Here is a 15384-nt window from a genome sequence, read left to right on the forward strand (position 1 = left end):
TCGATGTGCTCTTCCTGACGGCCGGACTCCGCCGTCATCGCCTCGGCCAGTTCCGGGTCGAACCCCGCGATGGTCATGTCATTGGAGAACATGCAATCTCCCTCTCAACGATACCCTGACAAACCGCGCACAGCCTTCCGCTTGGCCCGGCTGTGTACGCTCGCGCAGCGCTCCACGCTCGGGAGCGCGCGCCGAAGAACCTCACAGAGTAATGGATATCCGCCGGGCTTGCATTGGTGATGTGGCAGTGCACGACCACCCACGCGATCCCAGCGCGCTAATGACCGGATTGGCAAATACGCGGCCCATAGCGGTAGTGTCCTACTAATCTTCTCAGAGGGATTGTCATGCGTCAGCCTGACTGTGCGCCGATGGGGCGAGGCGCGAGGCGCGCGGTGTAGCCGGGCTACGTGAGCGGCGAGCAACGCAGACCTATCGGCGCACAGTCAGGCCCGAAGGGAGCGCCGCAGCAGGCCGGTGGCGGCGTTGCGCTCGCTTGACGTGACTCGGCCACGCCGGCGCGAGCGCACCTTGCCCCCGCACCGCTCTGACACATGACAATACCTCTGAGAAGATTAGTAAACGGCACCCGCCGCGCGACAGGAGGAACAGGGCATGCGCAGCCCGCGAAAACGGCGAACGCCGCGTCCACGATTGTGGGTGGGCTGGCGGGAATGGGTCGGCCTGCCGCAGCTCGGCATCGAGGCGATCAAGGCCAAGGTGGACACGGGCGCGGCCACCTCCGCGCTGCACGCGATCCACATCCACCGCTTCACCGACAACGGTCGCGAGCGCGTCGCCTTCGAGGTGCATCCCCTGCAACGGCGCACCGACCGTACCGCGCACTGCGCCGCGGACCTGGTGGACGAGCGCCGCGTAACCAGCTCCACGGGGCACCGCGAGAGACGACTGGTCATCCGCACGCCCATGTTGATCGCAGGGCAGCGATTTCCCATTGAACTGACGCTCACCAACCGCGATAACATGGGCTTCCGGATGCTGATCGGCCGCCGCGCGATGAAGGGCCGACTGCTCGTGGATCCGGGCGCGTCCTATCTGGCGGGGGCGGCGGACAGCGAGGTCTGGGTGCGCCGCCCGACACTCAACGACCGGGAAACCTGAGCCCATGGCCGATCCGCTCAATATCTACGTGCTCTCGCGCAACAGCCGGCTGTATTCCACGCGGCGCATCGTCGAAGCCGGCAAGACCCGTGGACACAACGTCCGCGTGGTCGACCCGCTGCGCTGCTACGTGAAAATCAGCGCCCACCGGCCGGAGGTGCACTACAAGGGCGAGATCCTGACCCCGCCGGATGCGGTCATCCCGCGCATCGGCGCCTCGGTGACCTTCTACGGCACCGCCGTGGTGCGCCAGTTCGAGATGATGGGCGTCTTCCCGCTCAACGAATCGGTGGCTATCAGCCGCTCCCGCGACAAGCTGCGCTCGCTGCAGCTGCTCGCCCGGCGCGGCATCGGCCTGCCGGTCTCCGGGTTCGCTTACTCACCGGACGACAACGACGACCTCATCAACCTGGTGGGCGGCGCACCGCTGGTGATCAAGCTGCTCGAGGGCACCCAGGGCAAGGGGGTGGTGCTCGCGGAGACCACCAAGGCCGCCGAAAGCGTGATCGACGCCTTCCGCGGCTTGAAGGCCTACTTCCTCACCCAGGAGTTCATCCGCGAGGCAGGCGGCTCGGACATCCGTTGCTTCGTGGTCGGCGGCAAGGTGGTCGCGTCCATGAAACGTCAGGCCAAGGAAGGCGAGTTCCGCTCCAACGTCCACCGCGGCGGCAGCGCCACCTCCGTGCGCATAACCCCGGAAGAACGCCAGGTCGCGACACGCGCGGCGAAGATCATGGGCCTGAACGTCGCCGGCGTGGACCTCATGCGCTCCAACCACGGTCCGGTGGTCCTGGAAGTGAACTCCTCCCCCGGCCTCGAGGGCATCGAGAGCGCCACGGGCAAGGACATCGCCGGCAACATGATTCAGTTCATCGAGAAAGACGGCAAGGCGGGCAAGACGCGCACGAAGGGGCGCGGGTGAGCGCGCCGAAAGGCGCGCAGTCGAAAGTGACAAGTAGCAAGTAAAAAGTAATGCAAGCGCGGCGGTCTCAGCGCCCCATCTTGCTACTTTGAACTTTGACCTTTGAACTTTCGAACACCCAACGCTCGGTGCTACGGGGCGCGGCACCTGAAGCTGGCAATTCCGGTGCCGCGCCGTACGGCAACTTCTATTGCTGCATCTGCTTCTGAATGTACTCCTGGAAAGTCATCGGTTCCGCCGGCAGCTCGAAGAGCGCGGCGTCGGGCTCGGTGTCACTGATCTCGGCGATCTCGAACTTGCCCTCGACCTTGAGCAACCCGAGCTCACGGTCCATGAGCATGCGCATGAGCCCGTCCTTGTCCGCCTCCGGACCGGTGCCGAACGCGTCGGCCATGGTGGCCCAGCCGCGGGTGAGCTCGAAGGCGAGCGGGTGATCGCTCAACACTGCCCGTGCTTCCTCCACGCTGCCTTCCTGGCGCCACTTGAGGTCGTAGACCTCACCGCTGATGCCGGCGACGGTCTCGGTCTCGCCGGTCGCATCGACAGAGATGACTTCGGTATCCCCGAATCCGGTTCCCGACTTCTGCTTGTCCCCCATCATCTTCTGCAGCGACCCCAGGTCGATGACCATGGCATCGGCTCCGCTGCCGCTGACCATGTAGGTGGCACCGTCGCGGACGACCATGTATCCGGCCTCGCCAGGCATGCCCATGCGGGCGGCGCCGGCATCGTTCCAGACGTAGCTCATGGACTCCATGGACTGCTTCGTAGTGTTCTCCATCTCGAGCGTGGCCGTGCCTGCTGCGGCGGCCGGCAGGGCAGCGAGCGCCAGTGCGCCCGCGGTGACATACGCCAGAATGCGTTTCATTCCATCACCTCATGTGTCTGAATGGTCGCCGCCGCTCGGCGGGCGTCTTTATCCCTAGCAGATAAGCTCTTACACTGCACTTACCGCGCCACCCGCGGCCTCCCTATTCGCACATTCAGAGCCAGTAACAGCCAATGGCCCAGTACATTTACACGATGAACCGGGTGGGCAAAGTCGTCCCGCCCAAGCGCCAGATCCTCAAGGATATCTCCCTGTCGTTCTTCCCCGGCGCGAAGATCGGCGTGCTCGGCCTGAACGGCTCGGGCAAGTCCTCGCTGCTGCGTATCATGGCCGGCGAGGACCGGGAGTACGAAGGCGAAGCACGCCCGCAACCGGGTATCAACATCGGCTATCTGCCCCAGGAGCCCGAGCTCGACCCGGACAAGGACGTTCGCGGCAACGTCGAGGAGGGTGTCGCCGAGACCAAGGCGCTGGTTGACCGTTTCAACGAGGTCTCCGCCCAGTTCGCCGACCCGGACGCGGACTTCGAAGCACTGATGGCGGAACAGGCAAAGCTCCAGGACCAGATCGAGGCCGCTGGCGCCTGGGACCTGGACCGCAAGCTGGAGCAGGCCGCGGACGCCTTGCGCCTGCCGGCGTGGGACGCCGACGTCACCAAGCTCTCCGGCGGCGAGAAGCGCCGCGTGGCGCTGTGCCGACTGCTCCTCTCGGGCCCGGACATGCTCCTGCTCGACGAGCCCACCAACCACCTGGACGCCGAGTCCGTGGCCTGGCTCGAAACCTTCCTCACGGAGTTCGAGGGCACCGTGGTGGCGGTCACCCATGACCGCTACTTCCTCGACAACGCCGCCGGGTGGATCCTGGAGCTCGACCGCGGTGAAGGCATCCCGTGGCAGGGCAACTACTCGTCCTGGCTCGAGCAGAAGGAAAAGCGCCTCGAGCAGGAGGCCCGCGAGGAGGCCGCTCACCGCAAGACCATGAAGAACGAGCTCGAGTGGGTGCGTTCGAATCCCAAGGGCCGCCAGGCCAAGAGCAAGGCGCGCTTGCGCCAGTTCGAGGAGCTGCAGTCCCGCGAGTTCCAGAAGCGCAACGAGACCAACGAGATCTATATCCCGCCGGGCGAGCGCCTGGGCGATCTCGTCATCGAGGCCAACCACGTACGCAAGGGCTTCGGCGACACGCTGCTGATCGAGGATCTCAGCTTCAAGATGCCACCGGGCTCCATCGTGGGCATCATCGGCGCCAACGGCGCGGGCAAGTCCACGTTCTTCCGCATGCTCATGGACCAGGAGCAGCCGGACGACGGCGAGATCCGCATCGGCGATACGGTGGATCTCGCTTACGTGGATCAGAGCCGTGACGACCTCGACGGTGACAAGACCGTGTGGGAAGAGATCTCCGGCGGCCACGACATCATCCGGGTGGGCAAGTACGAGGTGCCCTCCCGCGCCTACGTGGGCCGCTTCAACTTCAAGGGCTCGGACCAGCAGAAGCGTATCGGCGAGCTCTCCGGCGGTGAGCGTAACCGCGTCCATCTCGCCAAGCTCCTGCAGAAGGGCGGCAACGTCCTGCTGCTCGACGAGCCCACCAACGATCTGGACGTGGAGACGCTGCGGGCGCTGGAGGAAGCGCTGCTAGCCTTCCCCGGCTGCGCCATGGTGATCTCCCACGACCGCTGGTTCCTCGACCGCATCGCCACCCACATCCTTGCCTTCGAGGGCGACAGCCAGGTGACCTGGTTCGAGGGGAACTACACGGACTACGAGGCGGACCGGAAGAAGCGCCTCGGCGATGAGGCCGCCAAGCCCCACCGCATCAAGTACCGCCGCCTGGCGGATTGACGAGCGGCGCCTCGCGGTACTGCACACCGCGGGGCGCCGCCGCGATCCTCACGTCGTCGCGATTGTCCCACGTCCGCGTCGACGTCTAATCGAAGGCCGCACGGACTGCATCGATGCCGGGACGGCCGTCGGCGGCCTCGACACCATCCAGCCACTGTTCGACGGTATCCAGGTTGGCGGCGATCCAGTCGCGAGCAACGGTCTCCTTGGCCCGTTCCTCGTAAGTGAAACCGTAAATCCACCGGCTCTGGGTATCGGTGCTCACGCTGTACCGCTCGAGAAAGCGTGCGGCCTGGGGATTTCTTTCCGGCCAGCCGCTCGCCACGACGGTGTAGACCGTGGTCTCCAGGTCCGCGATCTCGCTGGCATCGCCGTCCTCGAGAAAACGGATGTCGAACTTCACGTCCATCCAGTGCGGTTTCCAGCCATGGAAGACGATGGGCTCGCTGTTCTTCACCGCCCGCTCCACCTGGGAGAGCATACCGGCGACGCTGCTCGAAGTGACGCTCCATGCCCCCAGGCCCTTGTAGCCCGAGGCCACGGCCTCGTTGAACGCGCGGGTCATGCCAGCACCTGCCTCGATGGCATAGATCTCCCGACCGAAGCGCTCGCCAGCGGCAACCAGGTCGTCGACACTGTGCACACCGCTCTCCCACACATAGGCAGGTACCGCGAGCCCCTGCACCGCGCCTTCCAGGTTGGCGGCGTACTGGACGGCGGCACCATCGTCGAGCATCGGCTGGAGCATGGACTCGTGAGCGGGCATCCACGCACCGAGGGAAACATCGACGTCGCCGGAGCGGATCCCCTGATAGATGAACTGCGAAGAGAGATCGGTGACTTCGGTCTCGTAGCCCATGGCGTTGAGCAGCTGCGTAGCGACCTCGGTCTTGACCGTGACCCCCGGCCAGGACTGGATGGCGAAACGCACGGGGGCGCTGGCGGCCGTTGCGCTCGTGATCCCGGTCAAACCGACCGCGAGCGCCACGGCGATGGTGGAACATATAGCTCCAACGGACAGGGTGGAGTTACGCATTGGGAAGGCTCCCTATGGCTCTGGAAGGCGGGCGGCTGTTGTTCTGATAGGGTGAATGGCCGCCCGGTGAACCTCACGCTACGACACGTTCGAGCACGCGCAGCCGTGAGCGGATCAGGTCCCGATCCAAGTATGTTCCCTGCAGATGGCGCCGGCCGGTGTTGGGGTCGAACGCGTCACGCCCGTGGAGCACGCGCAGATTGTCGAAGGCCACCATCTGCCCCGGCGCGAGAGTGAAACGAATCGCGAAGCGCGGATCCCGCAACAATGCCCAGAAGCGCCGGTAAGCACGGTAGAAGGGCTCGACGTCACGCGCCGGCAGGCGCAGGGTGTCGCGAATCCAGTTGTTGAAGCGGATCTCGGTGAGCCCGCCATGCTCGTCCAGGCCGATGACCGGGGCGCGGCAGGCAATATCGGCGCCCTCGTCCTGGAAGCGGAAATCCACCGGCCGTGTCGCCAGCACCTCGAAGCCCTCGGGGTCCTCGGCACGCAGTGCCTCCGCCACTGCGAAACCGTCGGTGAAGACCGAAGCCCCACCCTCGGCCGCGTTCTCCAGACAGTAGAGGAGCTGGAAATCCGGCGGCCGCTGCCAGTTGGGCAGGTCGATGTGAGGCTCCAGGGCGATGGCAGTGTAGGCGGCATTGTTCGGGTTGGGCTTGGAGACCACGTCGAAATGGCGGCCGAAGTTGGTCTCCCTCGGCCAGCCGACCCGCTCGGCGACGCGCACCACCCCGCCCGCCTCCGTCGGCCCCTGCTCGAGCAACGCCAGCCCGAAACGCTCCAGTGCAGCGAGCCAGGCGCGCAGGCCCGCATCCGTATCCATGAACGCGCTGAACGCGACCGAAGGCACCCGTTGTGCGAACGTGGCATCCCAGGCTTGCGCGCGAGCGTCACTGGGCTTCGCACTGGCGCTCGGCTCGGCGCGCTGACGCAGCCAGCCCGGGTCGAACAGGCTCTCGTGCGCAGCATGCCCGCCGGTTGCGGGCCACTGCAGATGCAATGCGCCTGAATGGGTCACGCGGACGTCCGGCCGCGGCATGGGCTCCGGCAGATCGAGCAGCGAGACCGTCCGCTCATGGGTTTGCGGATGACGGCACTCGGCGCAGGCACAGTGATCGCGCAGCCACACGGCGTGAAACTCCGCGCAGGATCCGTCGTCCCAGTGAACCACGACACCCCGCGCCGTGGCCGCGGCATCCGTCAAGCGATGGTGACTGGCGTACGGGGCGAGCTCGCCCATGTCCACCACGACGGCAGGGGAGTCGGCATTCATCTCGACGGTCATTGCGAAACCACCTCGTCATTGATCCCAGTCATTGACGCGACAGTCTCCGAATTGCCCCTGGCAGCGACAAACGAATAATCTGGCTGCTGAGCCCCCGGTTTTCTTATAGCGAGCTTGGCCATATGAGCCGTCGTCTGCCCCCCGCGAACGCCCTGCAGGCCTTCGAAGCCGCAGCCCGGCACATGAGCTTCACCGAAGCGGCACGCCAGCTCGGCATCACCCAGGCGGCCGTGAGCCAGCGCGTTCGAGTGCTCGAGCACCAGGTGGGTCAGCCGCTGTTCGTGCGCCATGCCCGCGGGCTCGAGCTCACCGAAGCAGGGCGTGGCTTCGTACCCGCCGTCCACGAAGCGTTCGAACGGCTGGTCACCGGTGTGGAGGAGGCCTTCGGGCCGGGTCACGACGCGCCACTCACCATCCGTACGACGCCCGGGTTCAGCACCCAGTGGCTTGCACCACGGCTATCCCGCTTCCGCGCGGCGCACCCGGAGATCACGCTGCGCCTGACCACCGCCGTGTGGCCCTCGGACTTCGCCATGGACGGTGCCGACATGGAAGTGCGTTACGGCAAGGGCGACTGGGTGAATGTGGACGCGCTGCGCCTCACCGAAGAGCGCCTCACACCGGTATGCTCCCCCACGATCGCCGAGCGCGTGGCCACGCCCGGGGCGCTCGCCGACGAGACACTGTTGCATGCCATGGGCTTCGAAACCGGATGGCCCCAGTGGCTCGCCGAGATGGGGCATCCTGCGGTCGCCGACCGCGCGGCGGCGGTGCTCTGCGATACCCTGGCGGTGGTGCTGGAGCTCGCGCGGCACGGCCAGGGCGTCGCGCTCGGGCGCAGCAGCTTCCTCGGCGAGAGCCTCGCCAGCGGTACCCTGGTCGCTCCGTTCACGCACTGGACCGCCACTGACGAGGCCTTCTACCTGGTACGCCCGCGGCGGCGCACGACGCGCCCCGAGGCGCATGCGTTCTGGGAATGGCTCGCCACGGAGCGCGAATAGCGAGGCGGCTCCGCGGATGGCCCCGCAGCCCGTCGCGATCCCGTATAATCGCGGGCTTTGCCGCCCCATCAGCGCGAGATCGACCGCGATGACCACCGCCGAGACGCGTACCGCCACCCTGCTCGTCCACTGCCGCGACCAGCGCGGTCTCGTCGCTGACGTAAGCGACTTCATTGCCCGCAACGAGGGCAACATCGTCTATTTCGACCAGCACGTCGACGACAGCCAGGGCGTGTTCTTCATGCGCGTGGAGTGGGCACTCCCGGGTTTCCGTCTAGATCCCGAGGAAATCGGGCCGGCGTTCGAACAGGACCTCGCACACCGCTACGCCATGGCCTGGCGGCTGCACTTCTCCGACCACGTGCCGCGTATGGCCATTTTCGTCTCGCGTCTGCCCCACTGCCTCTACGACCTCCTCTCGCGCTGGCAGTCAGGCGAGTGGCGCGTCGAGATACCGCTCATCGTCTCCAACCACGAGCATTTGCGACCGGTGGCCGAGCAGTTCGGTGTGCCCTTTCATTGCTTCCCGATCACACCGGAGAACAAGGCGCAGCAGGAAGAGCGGGAGCTGGCGCTGCTGCGCGATCACGATATCGAGCTGGTGGTGCTCGCCCGCTACATGCAGGTGCTCTCCCCGCGGCTGATCGACGCCTACCGCGAGCGGCTGATCAACATCCACCACTCGTTCCGGCGCGCGACCGTACCATGCCGCCCACGCCCGCGGCGTGAAGATCATCGGCGCCACCAGCCATTACGTGACCGAAGAACTGGACGCCGGGCCGATCATCGCGCAGGACGTCGCTCACATCACCCACCGCGATGACGTCGCCACCCTCGTCCGCAAGGGCCGGGATCTGGAGAAGATCGTGCTTGGCCGCGCCGTCTACGCGCACCTCCAGAACAAGGTCCTGAGCTACGGCAACCGCACGGTGATCTTCGACTGACCGCCCTGGCCACGATTCTGCGCGGCCACAGGTTGACGCTTACGTAACGTCTAGTTGACGTTTGCGTCAGCGCCGCTAGCATGCGCTGAGTGGGTGATCGCCGTCCAACCGGCGGCATCGCCCCTGCCCGACGCCCCCGGCGGCCGGGCATTTCGCCGGACCCCACCAGGGATTCCGGCATCGCAACGTGGCAGCAACCCTGCGACGGAGGAGAGACCGCATGTGCCCGACACCGGAGAAGGGTCACTGTATCGCCATGGAATGGCCGCGGCCCTGGCGCCGTACGTTCCCACCGCCTCCGCTGATCGCCGCAGGACGCCACCCGCGCACCGACCGCCCTAGCACGAGCTCCCCCTGACCCGGCCCTCGGCCGGTGTGGCGTTCGTGTCTACCAGTGCGTCGGCGCGCCAACAACGACAGCAACTGAATGGATGAGGAGGAGTCAGAGTGGTTACGAACGTATCGCAGACCGCTGCCGTCGAGAGCAGCGCCGCCCAGGGCCGGGAACGCTGGGGTTCCCGGCTGGCCTTCGTGCTCGCGGCCGCGGGCTCCGCTGTAGGCCTCGGGAATATCTGGAAATTTCCCTACATTACCGGCGAGTATGGTGGTGGCGCTTTCGTGGTGACCTACCTCGCGTGCATCGCCCTCATCGGCGTGCCCATCCTCATGGCCGAGGTGATGATCGGACGCCGGGGCGGCAACGGCCCGGTGGGCTCGCTGATGCGGCTTGCCATCACCGAGCGGCGTTCGCCGCTGTGGGCCATCGCCGGCTGGTCGGGCATGCTCGGCTCGTTCATCATTCTTTCCTTCTACAGCGTGATTGCCGGCTGGGCGGTTTCCTACGTCGTTGCCGCGGCCTCCGGCAGCTTCGCCGGTGCGGACGCGGATGCCATCGGTGCCGTGTTCTCCGGGCTTCTCGCCAGCCCCGGGACACTCATTGGCTGGCACACGCTGTTCATGGCCATGACGGTGGCGGTAGTCGCGCGGGGCGTTCGCGCCGGTCTCGAGCGCGCGGTCACCGTGCTCATGCCGGCACTGTTCGTGCTGCTGCTCGTGCTCGTCGGCTACGCCATGACCACCGATGAGTTCTCCCATGGCGTGACGTTCCTGTTCGCGGCCGACTTCTCGCAATTGTCCACCGAAGCGGTGCTGGCGGCGCTCGGCCACGCCTTTTTCACTCTGAGCCTCGGCATGGGCATCATGATCGCTTACGGATCACACCTGCGCCGTGACACCTCCATCGCCGGCACAGCGGTGACCATCGCGGTCATGGACACGGTGGTCGCGCTGCTCGCGGGGCTGGCGATATTCCCTGTCGTCTTCGCCAACGGCCTCACCCCCGGCGCCGGTCCTGGCCTCATCTTCCAGACCCTGCCGCTCGCCTTCGGCAACATGCCGGGCGGACTGGTGTTCGGAACGCTGTTCTTCGTGCTGCTCACCGTCGCGGCATGGACATCCACCATCTCCCTGCTGGAGCCCACCGTGGAATGGCTCGAGGAACAACACGGCATCAGGCGGTTCACGGCGGCAATCGGCGCAGGCACGGCGATCTGGGCGCTCGGCCTCGTATCCGCGCTGTCATTCAACCTCTGGTCGGAGATATCCCTGTTCGGCAAGGGACTATTCGATTTGCTCGACTTCCTCACCGCCAACATCATGCTGCCACTGACCGGTCTGCTGGTGGCACTGTTCGCCGGCTGGGGCCTCTCCCGCCGCGCCTCGGCCGACGAGCTCGGTGACGGCACGCTGCACGCCGCTTGGCACTTCGTGATCCGGTTCGTCACCCCGGCCGCGGTGTTGATCGTCTTCGTCTACAACCTGCTATGAGTGGCCGCGATGGGTCCGGGGTCCGGACCCATCGCTTCGCTACGGCGAGACCGCACGGCACTGCGGGCGCCGCCCCTGCTGCCGGGCCTGGCGATACAACTTCGTTGCCTCCGGCAGGTGCGCCTCCAGGTCCTGGATACGGGTGCCGTGGGAGGGGTGGGTAGAGAGGAACTCCGGTGGCGCCTTGCCGCTGCTGTCCTTGGCCATGTTCCGCCACAGCTCGACGCTCTCGCCCGGATCGAAGCCTGCATTCGCCATCAGGTCGAGGCCGATGAGATCCGCCTCGCTCTCATGCAGGCGGCTGTAGGGCAGCAGCACACCGACCTGCGCCCCCAGGCCGAGCAGCGATAGTGCCTGGCGCTTCTCCGGACTGTTGGCGCCAGCGATGGCCTGGGCGACGGCGAGGCCGGCGCTGGCGGCAAACTGCTGGGACATGCGCTCATTGCCATGATCGGCCATCACGTGCGCTACTTCGTGGCCGATGACGGCAGCGAGCTGAGCAGGGTTCTCGGCGACCTCGAGCAACCCGGTGTGCACACCGATCTTGCCCCCCGGCAACGCGAACGCGTTGGCGGTGTCGTCCTCGAAGACCTGCACTTCCCAGCCGCCATCCACCGCGTACTTCCGGGGCACGACCTCGACGATGGCATCGGCAACGCAGCGGACGTAGCGGGTGACGGCGTCGTCCCCCACGGCCTTCTGCTTGCTCTTCAGCTCCTGGAAAGCGTTGACGCCCATCTGTTGCATCTGGCCATCCGGGAAGAGCTGCAGCTGGCGACGGCCCAACGGCGAGGTGGCGCAGGCGGCAACGACTGCGGCGATGACTGCGACGACGGCGATTCGGCGAAGCATTTCGGCTGACCTCGGCGGTTGGGTTCCGAATTCATATTATCCAGTCCGGACGCCGATCCCGCCACGTCAGGGCGAGCCCGGCGGCGATTGCAGCAGAGCGCACCGGCGCGCTCCGGAGATTGCGGTCGTTGCCGGTACATCGGGCATGACGCGGGGCTACCAGATTTCGGCCCCCGGCACCTCGTAGAAACGCAGGCGGTTGGCATTCGTCAGCACGGTAAGCAACCCCAGCAGGAGCAGCACGGCAAGCACCCCCGGCGTCAGTGCCCAGCCGAATGCAGCGTGGAACAGCCCCGCGGCGACGGGCACACCGGCGGCGCTGTAGGCAAATGCCGCGGCCGCGTTCTCGCGGATGTTCCGGCTGGTCGCCCGCGCCATGATCACCGCATCCACCACCGCGTGCAACGAATCCCGGAGCACCGTCACATCCGCGCTCTGCACGGCGACGTCGGTGCCGCCGGCCACCGCTATGCCCACATCGGCCTGTACCAGCGCGGCCGCGTCATTAACCCCGTCACCGACCATGGCCACGCGTTCGCCCTGTTGCTGCAATGCGCGAATGCAGGCTGCCTTGCCGCTCGGCAGGACGTCGGCGAGCACTTCGCCGATACCGATCTCCGCGGCCACCGCCCGGGCGGTACGCTCGTCGTCGCCGGTGAGCATGATCACCCGCAGCCCCGCCGAGCGAAGCCGCCGTACCGCACCCGCCGCCTCCGCCCGCGGCGCATCCGCCAGCGCGACCACCCCCGCCAGACGCCCGTCCACGGCCACGAACAGCGGGCTGCTCGCCTCGTCCTGCAACTCCCGGCCGCGCCCGGCCAACGGGTTGCGGATGCCGATGGCCTCCATGGCGGCCGCCCCACCCAGCAATACGCTGCGCCCTTCCACCGTCGCCCGCGCCGCGCCGCAAGGCAGGCGCTCGTGGTCCTCGGCATACACCAGCGTCAGGCCACGTTCCCGTGCCGCCCTGGCCACCGGCCCGGCGCGCTCGGCCGCCTCCACGGCGGCCGCCCAGCGGAACAGGTCGCGAATGGCGACGCCCTCGACGGGCTCCACTGCTACGACTTCCGGCTCGCCCTGCGTCACGGTGCCGGTCTTGTCCAGCACCACCATGGTCAATGACTGCACGGCCTCCAGGGCACCGGCCCCCCGCGCCACCGCGCCGTACTCGGTCAGGCGGGCAAGCCCGATGTCGGTGGCGAGGGGACCGGCGAGTGCCAGTCCCGGCGAGGCGGCGAGAATCAGCACCGTGCAGGCGGCGAACAGCCCCCAGCCCGACGCACCCGCGCCCCACCACCATCCGCACAGCGCCCCCGCGGCCAGGAATCCACCCACCGCGACGGCGCCGGCGGCGATACGATCGACCTTGCGCTCACCCACCGGTTTGTCCCGCTGCGCCTGGCGGACACCGCGTATCATGCCGTCGAGCAGACTCTCTTCGCCGACTCGGGAGACCTCCAGCGCGAAGTGCCCCATGCGATTGATGGTGCCGCCGACGACCTCGTCGCCGGCGCTCTTCGCCACCGGCGCCGGATCACCGGTAAGCAGGGATTCGTCCACCGAGGCCGAACCGCTGACCACGACACCGTCGGCGGGCACCCGTTCGCCGGCGGCGACGTGCACGCGCTGACCCACCTGCAGCGCGCTCACCGGCACCTGCCGCAGCCCTCCCGAACCGGCCTCGACAATCGCCACCTCGGGCAACAGCGCACGCAGGCTGTCCACTACGCGGCGGCTCGGGCCCACACCCCGCTGCTCGAGCATGCGTCCGGCAAGATAGAGCGTGAGACCGAGCATCGGGAAGGCGAGATATCCACCCTCCGCGACGCCGGGCATCGCGTCGGTGACGCCGAGATTCAGCGCCGCGTGCAGCCAGCTACCGGCGAACCCCAGCACCAGCAGCCCCTCCAGGCCGGTGCGGCGCACGCGCCAGCCGGCCATGCCCGCGCGCCAGGCGGGGCGGCCCGCCCACAGCGCCATGCCCACGGCCAGCAGCAGCGCCACCCAGCGCCATCCGGGCCCGGCCCCCAGGCTTTGCGCCAGTGTATCGACGACCAGCAGCGCGAGCGTCGCGGCAGCGGCCGAGCCGAGCCGGTGTTTCAACCCACCGGCGAACGACGGCAGCCCGCGCCGGCGGAGTCGCCGCGCGCTGTAGCCTCCCGCGTGGACCGCCTGGAGCACCGCCTCTTCGGCAACGCTCCCGCGCACCGACAGCCGCCCCGCCGCGCCGTCGACCCAGACACCGGTCACGCCGCCGACCTCGGCGACGGTCTGCTCGAGCGTCAGCCGGTCCGCCGGTGTCGTGGCTCCCTGGATCTCGAAGTGGTGGATTTCCCCGCTGCGCCTACTCAATGCATCGCTCTCCACAGCGCCGGGCTGGTTGGCGCCGCTCCCCTCATGAACCGAGAATTGTATCCGAGGTCACGGGGGGACGGGATGACACACTGCCCACCCGCGTGCCCACCGCCAGGACTACACTGTGGTTTTCGGGGTCAGCACTTCGCTGTGTTGGCGGACGTGCGACCGCCTCACGGCCGGGCGCACACAAGGAGGACACCATGACGGGACCTCTGGTCTTCGACGTCAACGAGACGCTGCTGGATCTGCGCGCGCTCGACCCGGTCTTCGAGCGCCTTTTCGGCGATGCGGATGCCCGAGGCGACTGGTTCCGGCAGGTTCTGCTGAGCGCCATGACGGTAACGCTGACCGGCCGTTACGAGGATTTCAGCACCGTTGGCGCAGCGGCGCTCACCATGGTCGCCGAGCGCCGGGGCGTGAGTCTCTCGAGCAGCGACCGTCAACAGGTCGCCGACGGCATGCGACGCCTGCCGCCCCACCCGGACGTCCCGGCCGCCCTCGCCCGGCTGCACGATGAGGGATGCAGACTCGTGGCCCTGACCAACTCGCCCGGTGGCGTCATGCGCGAGCAGCTCACCAACGCCGGAATCCGGCGCTATTTCAGTGACCTGCTCTCGGTGGAGGACGCCCGCGCGCTCAAACCCGCGCGCGTCGTCTACGAAACCGCCGCGCGCCGTCTCGATACCGCTCCCGGCGAGCTCACCATGATCGCCGCCCACGGCTGGGACCTGGCCGGCGCCATGACCGCCGGCTGGCGCACCGCCTTCATCGCCCGCCCGGGGCAGGTCCTGGAGCCTCTCTTCCCCCGCCCCGAGATCGTCGGCGCCGACCTGACGGAAGTGGCAAACGCTCTGCTCGCATAAGCGAGCGCCATAGGGAAGAACCGCAAAAGCGGGGGAACGGTCGCGCAATTCGGCTGTTCTGGTCGCCGACGAAACGCTGACCTTCGACACTAGTCCGGGCGCAGCCCGGCGGCGGTTCCCGATCTACGGACTACCCCGAAGGCGCATCAGCGTCGAACGCCGCTTCCCCGGACCGCGAATGCATGAGCCGTTTATAGCTCACGGACAGTAGAAGGACGCCGAGAACCGCCGATATGATCGTGACGATTTCCTGCAACAGTTGCCCCACCAGGCTGTCAGACATCCCGAACGGCACCCCGGCCATTTGGATGCCCCCCCCCCCGGAATCAGAAAGATCACGGCGGCCAGAGAAAGCCTGTTCGCAGAGCCAACGCGCCAGCACTGCTTGATCCTGTGATCCTCGCCGACCGCGATAGCGGGCAGGGCCAGATACTAATCTTCTCAGAAGTATTGTCATGCGTCAGCCGGTCTGTGCGCCGATGGGGCAAGGCGCGAGGCGCGCCG

Annotated in this window: 12 protein-coding genes and 1 pseudogene; 7 read left to right on the forward strand and 6 right to left on the reverse strand. The window is 67.3% G+C overall.

The window, feature by feature from the left end; translation table 11 throughout:
* The first annotated feature begins 615 nt into the window (after window positions 1-615).
* Together ACPEES_RS22050 and rimK are read left to right on the forward strand one after the other, a co-directional pair.
* Window positions 616-1122 (forward strand): ATP-dependent zinc protease family protein, encoded by a 507-nt coding sequence (locus ACPEES_RS22050; RefSeq protein ID WP_435106399.1) that lies wholly within the window; start codon window positions 616-618, stop codon window positions 1120-1122.
* Window positions 1123-1126: 4 nt separating this feature from the next.
* Window positions 1127-2044, forward strand: a complete 918-nt coding sequence (gene rimK, locus ACPEES_RS22055; RefSeq protein WP_435106401.1) for a 30S ribosomal protein S6--L-glutamate ligase — start codon at window positions 1127-1129, stop codon at window positions 2042-2044.
* Window positions 2045-2231: 187 nt separating this feature from the next.
* Here the strand turns inward: rimK and ACPEES_RS22060 are convergent, their stop codons facing one another.
* Window positions 2232-2912, reverse strand: coding sequence for a hypothetical protein (locus ACPEES_RS22060; protein WP_435106403.1), 681 nt, complete (start codon window positions 2910-2912; stop codon window positions 2232-2234).
* Between the two features lie 134 nt (window positions 2913-3046).
* On the opposite strand from ACPEES_RS22060, the gene ettA reads away from it, so the two are divergent.
* A complete protein-coding gene (gene ettA, locus ACPEES_RS22065) occupies window positions 3047-4714 on the forward strand; it encodes an energy-dependent translational throttle protein EttA (protein WP_435106405.1) in 1668 nt (555 codons plus the stop codon).
* Window positions 4715-4799: 85 nt separating this feature from the next.
* On the opposite strand, the gene ACPEES_RS22070 is transcribed toward ettA, so the two are convergent.
* On the reverse strand, window positions 4800-5750 hold the full coding sequence (locus ACPEES_RS22070; RefSeq protein ID WP_435106407.1) for an ABC transporter substrate-binding protein: 951 nt from the start codon (window positions 5748-5750) through the stop codon (window positions 4800-4802).
* Between the two features lie 73 nt (window positions 5751-5823).
* Complete coding sequence (locus ACPEES_RS22075; RefSeq protein WP_435106409.1) at window positions 5824-7035, reverse strand: TauD/TfdA family dioxygenase; 1212 nt, start codon at window positions 7033-7035, stop codon at window positions 5824-5826.
* Between the two features lie 122 nt (window positions 7036-7157).
* Between ACPEES_RS22075 and ACPEES_RS22080 the strand changes: the two genes are divergently transcribed.
* The 3 genes and pseudogenes from ACPEES_RS22080 (at window position 7158) to ACPEES_RS22090 (ending at window position 10807) form a co-directional block, all read left to right on the forward strand.
* Window positions 7158-8036, forward strand: coding sequence for a LysR substrate-binding domain-containing protein (locus tag ACPEES_RS22080; RefSeq protein ID WP_435106411.1), 879 nt, complete (start codon window positions 7158-7160; stop codon window positions 8034-8036).
* 88 nt (window positions 8037-8124) lie between these two features.
* Window positions 8125-8980, forward strand: a pseudogene (gene purU, locus ACPEES_RS22085) (formyltetrahydrofolate deformylase).
* A gap of 447 nt (window positions 8981-9427) precedes the next feature.
* Window positions 9428-10807 carry a sodium-dependent transporter gene (locus ACPEES_RS22090; protein ID WP_435106413.1) on the forward strand — a complete coding sequence of 460 codons (1380 nt, stop codon included), beginning with the start codon at window positions 9428-9430 and terminating at the stop codon, window positions 10805-10807.
* A 39-nt stretch (window positions 10808-10846) separates the two neighbouring features.
* Here ACPEES_RS22090 and ACPEES_RS22095 read toward each other — a convergent pair whose 3' ends face one another.
* Together ACPEES_RS22095 and ACPEES_RS22100 are read right to left on the reverse strand one after the other, a co-directional pair.
* A complete protein-coding gene (locus tag ACPEES_RS22095) occupies window positions 10847-11659 on the reverse strand; it encodes a M48 family metallopeptidase (protein ID WP_435106415.1) in 813 nt (270 codons plus the stop codon).
* Window positions 11660-11815: 156 nt separating this feature from the next.
* Complete coding sequence (locus tag ACPEES_RS22100; protein WP_435106418.1) at window positions 11816-14011, reverse strand: heavy metal translocating P-type ATPase; 2196 nt, start codon at window positions 14009-14011, stop codon at window positions 11816-11818.
* A 206-nt stretch (window positions 14012-14217) separates the two neighbouring features.
* Here ACPEES_RS22100 and ACPEES_RS22105 point away from each other — a divergent pair, with 206 nt between their 5' ends.
* Complete coding sequence (locus ACPEES_RS22105) at window positions 14218-14880, forward strand: haloacid dehalogenase type II (protein ID WP_435106420.1); 663 nt, start codon at window positions 14218-14220, stop codon at window positions 14878-14880.
* 130 nt (window positions 14881-15010) lie between these two features.
* On the opposite strand, the gene ACPEES_RS22110 is transcribed toward ACPEES_RS22105, so the two are convergent.
* Entirely contained in the window at window positions 15011-15163 is a 153-nt protein-coding gene (locus ACPEES_RS22110) for a hypothetical protein (protein WP_435106422.1), read from the reverse strand.
* Window positions 15164-15384: the final 221 nt, after the last annotated feature.

Source organism: Arhodomonas sp. AD133, assembly GCF_051195215.1.
Classification (GTDB): domain Bacteria; phylum Pseudomonadota; class Gammaproteobacteria; order Nitrococcales; family Nitrococcaceae; genus Arhodomonas.